This window comes from Pontibacter harenae, from assembly GCF_020907245.1.
GTDB lineage: Bacteria > Bacteroidota > Bacteroidia > Cytophagales > Hymenobacteraceae > Pontibacter > Pontibacter harenae.
In genome coordinates this window covers 1-9,122 of record NZ_JAJJWH010000075.1, presented here as the reverse complement: position 1 = coordinate 9,122, position 9,122 = coordinate 1, and the positions used below count along the sequence as shown (strand labels likewise).

11 protein-coding genes and 1 pseudogene are annotated in these 9,122 nt (G+C 49.4%); 4 read left to right on the top strand and 8 right to left on the bottom strand.

What is annotated here, in order from left to right:
• Positions 1-139: 139 nt before the first annotated feature.
• Together LN893_RS19770 and LN893_RS19765 are read right to left on the bottom strand one after the other, a co-directional pair.
• Positions 140-325 (bottom strand): annotated as a pseudogene (locus LN893_RS19770) (IS3 family transposase); the annotation flags it as partial.
• A 137-nt stretch (positions 326-462) separates the two neighbouring features.
• The gene (locus LN893_RS19765; RefSeq protein WP_369427717.1) at positions 463-858 is read right to left on the bottom strand and encodes an IS3 family transposase; all 396 of its coding nucleotides are present in this window, start codon (positions 856-858) and stop codon (positions 463-465) included.
• A gap of 202 nt (positions 859-1,060) precedes the next feature.
• On the opposite strand from LN893_RS19765, the gene LN893_RS19760 reads away from it, so the two are divergent.
• Together LN893_RS19760 and LN893_RS19755 are read left to right on the top strand one after the other, a co-directional pair.
• The gene (locus LN893_RS19760) at positions 1,061-1,387 is read left to right on the top strand and encodes a hypothetical protein (protein WP_229973084.1); all 327 of its coding nucleotides are present in this window, start codon (positions 1,061-1,063) and stop codon (positions 1,385-1,387) included.
• Positions 1,388-1,404: 17 nt separating this feature from the next.
• Positions 1,405-1,686, top strand: a complete 282-nt coding sequence (locus LN893_RS19755; protein WP_229973083.1) for a hypothetical protein — start codon at positions 1,405-1,407, stop codon at positions 1,684-1,686.
• On the opposite strand, the gene LN893_RS19750 is transcribed toward LN893_RS19755, so the two are convergent.
• Entirely contained in the window at positions 1,683-4,979 is a 3,297-nt protein-coding gene (locus LN893_RS19750) for a TonB-dependent receptor (RefSeq protein ID WP_229973082.1), read from the bottom strand. The two genes, LN893_RS19755 and LN893_RS19750, sit on opposite strands and share 4 nt — an antisense overlap.
• 531 nt (positions 4,980-5,510) lie before the next feature.
• On the opposite strand from LN893_RS19750, the gene LN893_RS19745 reads away from it, so the two are divergent.
• Positions 5,511-6,296 (top strand): S1/P1 nuclease, encoded by a 786-nt coding sequence (locus LN893_RS19745; RefSeq protein ID WP_229973081.1) that lies wholly within the window; start codon positions 5,511-5,513, stop codon positions 6,294-6,296.
• Between the two features lie 178 nt (positions 6,297-6,474).
• On the opposite strand, the gene LN893_RS21010 is transcribed toward LN893_RS19745, so the two are convergent.
• From LN893_RS21010 to LN893_RS19735, 3 genes are all read right to left on the bottom strand, one after another.
• Entirely contained in the window at positions 6,475-6,648 is a 174-nt protein-coding gene (locus tag LN893_RS21010; protein WP_439651234.1) for a hypothetical protein, read from the bottom strand.
• Positions 6,649-6,726: 78 nt separating this feature from the next.
• Positions 6,727-7,053: a transposase gene (locus tag LN893_RS21005; RefSeq protein WP_439651233.1), complete on the bottom strand. Its 327-nt coding sequence runs from the start codon at positions 7,051-7,053 to the stop codon at positions 6,727-6,729.
• A complete protein-coding gene (locus LN893_RS19735) occupies positions 6,980-7,165 on the bottom strand; it encodes a hypothetical protein (RefSeq protein ID WP_229973086.1) in 186 nt (61 codons plus the stop codon). The genes LN893_RS21005 and LN893_RS19735 overlap by 74 nt, the downstream gene beginning before the upstream one ends.
• 775 nt (positions 7,166-7,940) lie before the next feature.
• On the opposite strand from LN893_RS19735, the gene LN893_RS19730 reads away from it, so the two are divergent.
• Positions 7,941-8,180, top strand: a complete 240-nt coding sequence (locus LN893_RS19730) for a hypothetical protein (protein WP_229973080.1) — start codon at positions 7,941-7,943, stop codon at positions 8,178-8,180.
• A 155-nt stretch (positions 8,181-8,335) separates the two neighbouring features.
• On the opposite strand, the gene LN893_RS19725 is transcribed toward LN893_RS19730, so the two are convergent.
• Positions 8,336-8,770 (bottom strand): hypothetical protein, encoded by a 435-nt coding sequence (locus tag LN893_RS19725; RefSeq protein ID WP_229973079.1) that lies wholly within the window; start codon positions 8,768-8,770, stop codon positions 8,336-8,338.
• 199 nt (positions 8,771-8,969) lie between these two features.
• A partial coding sequence (locus LN893_RS20920; RefSeq protein ID WP_369427718.1) for a helix-turn-helix domain-containing protein occupies positions 8,970-9,122 on the bottom strand: 153 nt, incomplete at its 5' end.

The following is a 9,122-nucleotide window of genomic DNA, read 5'->3' as shown; positions in this document are numbered from 1 at the left end:
GAACTGGTAAAGCAGGTGCGCCGGGATCACCCCCGCATCGGGGGCAGGAAGCTCTACCAACTGCTCAGGCCCGAGATGCACAAAAGGTGGAATTGCAATGTTTTACTGGAGCCTTTTTTCAAGCAGCCACAGCTTGTTTTTACAGCAGGCTTTCATATTGGGAAGGAGTCAGGTAGCCAAGGGCTGAATGCCTCCTTTTCCGGTTATAGAAGCCTTCGATGTACTCAAACACGCCCAGCTGGGCCTCTTGCCTGGTGGCAAAGTTGTGGTGGTACACCATTTTTGTCTTCATCGTCTTAAAGAAGCTCTCTGCCACGGCGTTGTCGAGAGCAGTTGCCCTTGCGGCTCATACTCCGCAGCACCGGAATTCCCTCCAATTGCTCTCTGACCTCGCTACAGGCGTAAGCACGCCCCAGTCGGAGTGAAACAAAAGGGAGTGGAACAGGGGCCTGCTTTTGATGGTCATCTGCCAGGCGGCCATGGTTGTAGCCTCTGCCTCCATGGTCTACTCAGCGTCCATCCCACCACTTTCCAGTCCGCCAGGTCCAGCACTACTGTCAGGTAAAGCCAACCTTCCCCGATTCTTATGTAGGTTAAATCTGATACCCATTTCTCTGCTGGTCTTGCCGCTTGGAAATCCCTTGAGAGGAAGTTATTAGCCACTGTATAGCTATGGCTGGAGTCGGTGGTCTGCATCCGGTGCTTCCTTCTTATGATGCTCTGTATCTGGTGTTTTTGCATTACACAGGCTACTCTTGGGCGAGAAGCCTGAATACCTTGCTCTCGGAGTTCGAAACTGATCCTTGGACTGCCATAGCGGCACTTGCTCTGCTGATATATTTCCATAATCTGCTCCACGAGTTCCTGCTCTTTCTGCTCCGCAGACTTATAGGGTGGTGAAGCCAGTAGTAATAGCCACTGGCGCTGACGTTAGTCACCAAACACGCCTGTTCATCAGCCACGACAGCCTCACCTTGGGGCAAATGCTCCGCTGGGTTTTCAGTACCTAGCCCGCCACGCCAGGGGGCTGTACGTTAAAACCGGCTCTACCCGGGCATCTGTGGAGCTAGTAGGTGCAAGCCCTGACCGTGCGCTGCGCCTAGCTGCACGCCAGATGCTTCTGAACTACATTGACAGGAGGAATCAGCTGGACAACTCGGCGCAAAGCCAATGGCAGCAGGAACTCTGGCAGAAGGATTGTCCATGCGGGGACGGTATTGTGTCCTTCTGGAAAGTGGCTGTTAGCAACGGGGCTGAGTGCGCCTCTGGCCAGGCAGGCATACCCGGAGGACCACTGTTAGAGATAGATGGCAAAGCCAACACCCGCTTCCTAGGTGACATGGTGGCTTGGTTTGCGATTTCTTTTGCGGGAGTAGCCCTGTACTAGACCCCCTGCTGCTAGGCGTGCTGTCCGGACGCAATAACATTCAGGTCGACCTGGAGATCAACTCCACAGCCAACGGTGGCGGCAACAGAGTCTCCTACACCAAAAAGGTGCTGGGGCTGGTTTCTGTCACCGTGGGCATCACCAACAAAAGCTATTCACCCAGTCTATGCCTTAGAAGTATGTCTGGAGATAAAGGACCTCCTGCTTTAAGGGGTAAACTACCACTAAAACAGGAGGTCCTTCTTTCTTATTCCCCTAAAGTTCGGGGTGATTCATATTTAAGCTATAAAATGTCTTAGTTGAAAATATAGCGAACGCCAATTTGTGCTCGCCACACATCGTTTATCCCGGCTGAGGTATCAAACGTATTGGCAATAGGCTGGCCATTAAGGGTTTGTAACCTATACTGCGGAACACCAGCTGCATTCACACCGGCAGCTGTAAGTGGTGAGGTTTGTAAAACTCTGTTGTACACACCCCAGTTGCTGTTGATCATGTTTCCAACATTAAAGATATCACCTCTTAGTTGCAGCGTGTTGCGCTTACCGGCCACGTTAACGAAAAACTCCTGTACAAGGCTCAGGTCAGTCTGGTAAACCCATGGCATGATCGCGCCGTTTCGTTCTGCATACTGGCCACGGCGGGAGCTTAGATACTCATCCTGTGCAATATAAGCATCGAAAGCAGCCGCTTGCTGTTCTGGTGTATAGAGGGTGACAGTGTTGCCATCTGCATCTCTGCCTGTAATAGGCAGGAAGTTCAGGTCGCTACCACGATTAGGTACAAAGAGTAGGTCATTGCCAAAGATGCCGTCACCGTTCATATCGCCATTGTACGTGTAGCTGAAACGGTTTTGGGTGCGGGCTTCGCTGAAAATCGAAATTTGAGTGGCACCGAAACCTGCGTATTCCTTACGGTATGAGACAGAGCCGATAACACGGTGACGCTGATCATTGTTAGAAAAAGCCAACTCTGGATAGTTGTTGCCATTTACGCTTCGGATGCCGTTATAAGACCCCCCGGCTGTGCTGCCGGCTGATATCAAATCCTTAGCCTCGCCGAAGTTGTATGCCAGAAGCGCAAAGAATCCATTGCTGAAAGGCTTCTGCAATTGGGCGGTGAAAGAGTAAGAATACCCTTTGTCTGTATTAGTCAGGTAAGGAGCTGACGTAATAGAAGGGTTGATACGATCCGCTTCGTTGAAGTCATCACCTCCCAAGCCATATCCAGGGTACATTAGGCGGTTATCTGGGCCATTGAAAGTAGAAGTGGGAGCAGCTTGGTTAATGTTGATATAATTGGCACTGTTAATGTTTTTGCTGTAGATAAACTCTACTGTACCTACTATACCAGCGAAGAGGGACTTGTCAACGGCGAGGTTGCTTCTCCAAACCTGTGGGAACTTGAAGTTCCTGTCACTTACATTGATTTCGTATGAGCTTGGCAGCTCCGGGTTGTCAGGTATATAAGCCGTTGGATCCGGGTTGAACGGATAATTAGTTGTTCTGTCATTCTGGGTAAATCCGGTCAGCACACCGTTGTTGCCAATCTGATTTGAGATCCATACGAAAGGAGGGCGCCCGGAGAAGATACCTGAGCCACCGCGAACCTGCAGCGTCTGGTCATCCAGTACATCCCAATTGAAGCCTAAACGGGGAGACCAGAGAATATTCGTTCCCGGAAGCTCTGCGGTGTTTACCTGCAAAGGATTGCCATCAGCATCCCTAAAGGTCATTTCAGCTACGTCAGGGTTATAAAATCCCGTTTCATCAAACGCAGATACATCGGCACGGAGGCCTGCTGTTACTGTCAGGTTGCGCATGGCGGCCCATGAATCCTGAATGTACAGACCACTATAGGTTACCCTTGTTGGCTGTATAGGTTCTGCGCCTCCTGGCAGCGCAGAGTAACGCAGCTGGAATCGTCTTAATTCAACAGGTGATGTTTCCAGGTTCGGATCTGCCAAGTATCCGTTTGCAGCAGTATAAAAGTCCTCCAGCGAGTTGTAAACATACACGCTCTGTGAGCCAGGGAAGAATACGTTTTCAAACGAAAGCCGCTCAACGTTAACACCGGCAGTTAGCGTGTGGGCCCCTGCGTAATAAGAGAAGTTGTTCTGAAACTGAAACGTGGAGTAACTGAGTCTGTTATTTGGGGTGAAAGGTTCAAAACCGGCTGTGATGTAGCTGCGACCTTCATTCTGGATCTCGATAAGCGGAAAGAAATCGCCACGAGAGCCTCTGTCTTCGTTTTGATACGTGTAACCAACAATCAAATTGTTAGAGAACTTTGTGCCAAAGCTTGAGTTTAACTCGCCGATAACGGAGTGGATTTTTTCAAACTGAATATAATTGGAGTTCTGATAGTTAAGAGCATTCAGATTTGTTCTGCGGCTGCCAAAACCAAGAGAAGAGCTGTTGCTTGTCAAGGCATCTCTTTCTGAGTCAAGCATGTTGTAACGGATACTGGCTCTGTGGTTGTTGCTAATGTTGTAATCGAGTTTCGCCAGAATCTTATTGCTTCTCGTCTGGTTGTCATAACCTTGGTAGGGACCAGTTTCATAATCGAACCTGTCTCTCAAAAAGCTGCTCAGCTCATTTAAGTCCGACTCCAGTACGCGGGTAACGTTACCCGCTACTTCCTCATTCCCTCTGTTGGCTCTATAGGTAGTAGCTGGCTCGGTACGACGTTCAATTTCGCCATTTATGAAAAAAAACAGTTTATTCTTGAGAATAGGACCTCCCAAACGAAAGCCTGCCTGCGTGTTGTTGAAGTTTCCCGAAGCGACTTCTCTTCCTTTTGCTTCAGAACCCAGGAATTTCTCATTCTGGATATTATAGAAAATCGATCCGGAGAACTCGTTTGTACCTGAGCGGGTCACCGCATTGATGCCTGCACCGGTGAAGCCGCCCTGTCTAACGTCATAGGGAGCCATGTTTACCTGCACCTGCTCAATAGCGTCCAGACTGATAGGGGCAGTACCTGTACGGCCACCTGGCTGACCGCTTAGGCCAAAACTGCTGTTCAGAATGGATCCGTCAATCGTTATGTTGTTCAGGCGGTTGTCCTGCCCCCCAAATGAGGTGCCGCTAGCCTGTGGGGTAAGACGGGTAAAGTCATTGATGGAGCGGCTTATGGTTGGAAGGGATGTGATTGCTTCCCTTGAGATGTTTGTGGCAGTACCTGCACGCTCTGAACTTATGACAGCGTTACGGTCCGAAATAACCTGTACCTCGCTTAGCTCACTTGACTGCTGCACTAATCTTACATTCAAGCTATAGGCCGTACCAAGACTGAGGCTAATGTTGTTGTGTACCTTGTCCTGAAAGCCTATATATTTTATGGTCACCTGGTAAGGTCCGCCAACGCGCATGTTAGGAATTGTAAATCTTCCGTCTTCTAATGTAGCGGTACCATAAGTTGTTCCTGATGGAGTGTGTATAGCCTCGACAGTTGCTCCAGGAAGGCCTTCACCAGTTTGATCCGTCACGACACCTGTCATAGAAGATGTTGTGACCCCCTGTGCCCAGGATAATTGTATCCAAAGTACCATCGCCAGCAGGAGACATAGTTTACGATAAAAGTTTTTCATAAGAATAAATGGAGTTGTTTGGTTTTACTCCAAAATTAAGTCAAACAGGAATATTTGTTATGACACTGCCATTAACTCTATGTTAAGTTCTTCAACGCTTTGCTAGCATGACTCGTCCTGGTCGTTGAGCTTGATGAAGAGTGAGTCGATGACGATGCGCGCATCCAGCAAAGGTGCTCCCTTGTTGGCGCTCATGCACCGCACCGGTGGTAGATATCGGCCAGCTTGTCCCAGGGAGATGCAGTTGGAAGGGGGTCTTGAATTCGGCTATACTTAACTGGTTGCTGGGAGTATAGCGGATCATCAGGTGCAAAGGTTATGACTGTAAGATGCTGAAAACCTTGCATTCAAAAAACCAATCAAGGATGTGACATACTTAAGAATGAAATAATTAGCGCTTTTTCACCAGGCCTTAACTAAAACATAACATATAGGTAAAGTAGCTGTAATATTTGCGCCTTTACTTTGTTATTATATATGGGAATCACTGTAGGCATCCAGTATATTTTTAACTATTTACTACCCGAAATAATGAAACGTAGACATAATTATATCCTGTTGGCTCTGATAATCCTGTTGCCTTTTAACACCTTTGCCTGGGGCGTAGACGGCCATCGGGCAATAGGCAGAATGGCCGAGCAGCACCTGAGCTGGAAAGCAAAAAAAGCAGTTAAAAAGTTACTCGGCAACGAATCGCTGGCGATGGTGAGCACTTGGGCTGATGAAATTCGCCCGGAAGCGCAATATCTCTATACTGCACCCTGGCATTATGTAAATGCGCCATCAGGGCTAACCTACGAGCAATTTTCAGCTTCTATTACCAGCACTGAATCGGCGAATGCTTATACGGCACTGATACAACTGATCGAGGACCTGAAAAATCCTGCCAAGTCAAAAGAGGAGAAAGCCTTTGCTCTTAAGTTTATCGTGCATATAATAGGTGACATCCACCAGCCGATGCATGCAGGACATTCAGAAGATCAGGGCGGAAACAAGACAAAAGTAACCTTGAGAGGCAAGGAAACCAACCTGCATAGTGTCTGGGATAGTGGCGTAATAGAAGCCACCCGAATGACTTATTCTGAAATGGCGGAGGAATACAATTATGCCTGCAAAAATCAGGTAAGAGCATGGCAGCGGGATGACATGATGTTATGGCTGTTTGAATCTTACCAGATCAGCGATAAGCTCTACAAAGAAGTAGCGGAAAATCCTGAACTTGGCTATGCCTATACCCGTAGCCACCGCGATATAGTAAAAAAGCGCATGCAACTGGCCAGCATCAGGCTTGCAGGCATACTGAATGATGCTTTTTAAGAAACCGTACTGTACCTTGTCAAAAGCTGTCTGTGGCTGTTGCACAACTGCTTTTTATGCAGCGACTTTATTGAGATTGTTGCAGAGAAAGAAGGTTTTAGCCCTGGCTAAGTTTTTTTCAGTTGAGAGAGCGGTACAAGAGCAAAAGAGGCACTGGAAGAGCCTGCTGCAGCTCCTTTTACAACACCATTGCTTTGCTTGCAGTCACTTTTGGCTTAAACTTCATATACTTCTTGAGGTTGAAGGCAAAACCGGTGCCCATAAGCATTACTTTATGGGCACCGGTTTTGCCTCGCACACCTACTTTCCGCATCCCGTAGTGTTCAATCAAGCTTCCGAAAATTGGTTCCACCGTGCATTGCCGAAGCCGCTTCATGCGCTTGCCCCGTCTGCTGTGCTGTCTTGCCAGTGCCCTTTTATACTCTTTGTCTTAAGGCGTCTGGGCAATTTGTCTGCACTGGCTTCTGGGAATGCAGGAGGGTTTGAGTGGACAGTGCTTGCAATCCTGATATGTGGCTCTGTAGATCCTGAGTGCACTTCCATCTGCTCTGGTTTCATAGGTTTTGAACGGAAGTATTTTTCCGGCAGGGCAGGTGAAGTGGTCAGCCTGTTCACCATAAGGGAAAACCTTATAGCTCCGGCTTATACATGCCAAACGCTGGAATCCAGCCGGTAATCTTCCGCTATTCCAGAAAGGCGTAGTTGCTCCCGTTAGAATAGCCGGTGTCAGCCAGCAGATCCTGCAGGTACAGTTCATTAGCTTCCAGTCTCCGCTGCAGTTTTAGGGTAAGAGCAGGTAGATACTGGCTGTCTCTGCCGTCAGCAAAATCCGCCTGAACATGACTGATAACGCCTTCAGCTGTATCCACTCACCATACTGCAATGGTAGTTTAACTTCCTGCCTTTCCCTGGCTTGATTCTTCATCTTTTATTGCTTTAAGGGTTTTCGTTTCTATTTCATTTCCAGATATCTAGTCTGGATGGTCTGCTATTTGCAAAGCAGGTGCCAGGAAAGCCCTAAAAACCTGCCAGTTCGACCAAACGGACAAAAGCCAAAGTGAAACGGACAAGCCAAAAAGTAAATTGTCTGATTCCTGTGCCAGTGTCCCGGAAACCGTTGCTTTTCGTTGTTAAAGGGGCCGCTTATGTGGCCTAAGGAGAGCTGTTCTCTGATACAGTGTATCACTTTTGTCTGATACACTGTATCACTGCTTCCCAGTGTTCCAGTAACGCCCGCATATCCTGCATATAGAGATGACCCTGGTAGGCTTAGGTGTTCAGGGGCGTTTGAATTCGGTTGCAGATGGTTTGGTTTAGGTTTGAGCGGCAAGCGTGAGGGCCGCTGCCTTCTCAGCCTATTCCTGAAGCCGGTCCGCCCGCTGGACTCGCTTGCGAAGCCAAAGCCTTTCGACTTTGCCCAGACATCGCTAGGCAAACACGCCCAAACCAAAAGCAACCCGCTGCATCTCCCGATGTAGCGATTGAAAGCATGTTTATGCCCTTTAAAAGACCTTTTATGCCCTTGCCTTCCCGCGGATCCAAACCATCTGCAACCGAAAGCAAACGTTTTCAGACACCGTTTCCAAACCGAAAGCAACCCGCTGACACACCTGTACAGTCCATTTACGTAATCACCTGGAATGGATGTGCAAGACTTCAACTCCCTGGCGCTTGACGAGCGTGTCGCGGCTGTCTGGCGGCAAGGCACCTTTCTGGGCTCCCGCACCAGGGGAGGGTACCGCCTGGCGCTCTACCACCTGGGCGGCTTCTTCTCGGAGCTGTGGTACTGCCCCGCGTCCAACGGGATCGTGCTGGCGCTGGGCTTCACCGGACTCAAGGCTGCTGGAGCCGTACCTAGAGGACATAGGACTGCCAAGCATCTGATTCCCATCCATGACTACTCCCGATTATAGCGTATTTTCTTTGTTTTCGTACCTTTGTTACACACCTTCTACGAACATAGAGGGAATGCCAAGGGCATGGATGGTGTATTACATCTTTTATTTTTCAGGCTTGGCGCCGAGTGCTGGATCATAGCATCAGCAGGGCTGGGTGCCCCATATCCACTCTGCCGCCTCCCGATAGGTTCTAAATTGCCGCACCTCAATCCCCGCTTTAAGCTGTGCTTTGCTCTCGCTGGCAAGCGCCATAAAGGCGGCCATGCTGCGATCATCAGTGGTGATGCGGGCAAGCTTCTTCAGGCCTGACGCAACCGCCACGGGCACCAGCATTTGTAAGGCCTCCTTCAGGTTCTGTGCGGGCACCTCCCCCAGGCGGTTCGTGTCCTGTATCCAGAACTTAATGTCCCTTTCCCTGAGGTAGGCGGCAAAGATACTGGCCGCCTCTCGGTACTCTTCGCTGTTGGGCCTCTGGACCCACTCTGAGTAAAGGAGCCTGGTTGCCTCATCTACCACCAGGTGCAGGTAAGCGTTCTGGAACTCGTGCATGCCTTCTGGTAAGGAGCTTGTGTCCATTCGATGATTTCTAGTTAGGTAAGCCAAAGCTGCACACGCCCTGGTCGTCAATCGGTGGTGCTATAGCAATATATGAATAGTGTACTACTAAACATAGAGTTTTATAGTTTTTTGCGCACTTGCTGACTTGCAAGGCTAATGCCTGCCGCACAGTAGGCATTAGCCCTGTCTCCCGATGTCTTGGCGAGGGCTTTGCTGCTCATGTCGCTGCAGCGTCTTTGTCCGCATCGCCGATGCCGTCGATGTAGCGGTAGCATGTTGCCCTTCCGATGCCCAGAATCTTGGCTATCTCCCCGACTGACCTGTTGCCCGCGTCGAAGAGCACCTTGGCCGTCCTTGCCTTCTCCGTGGC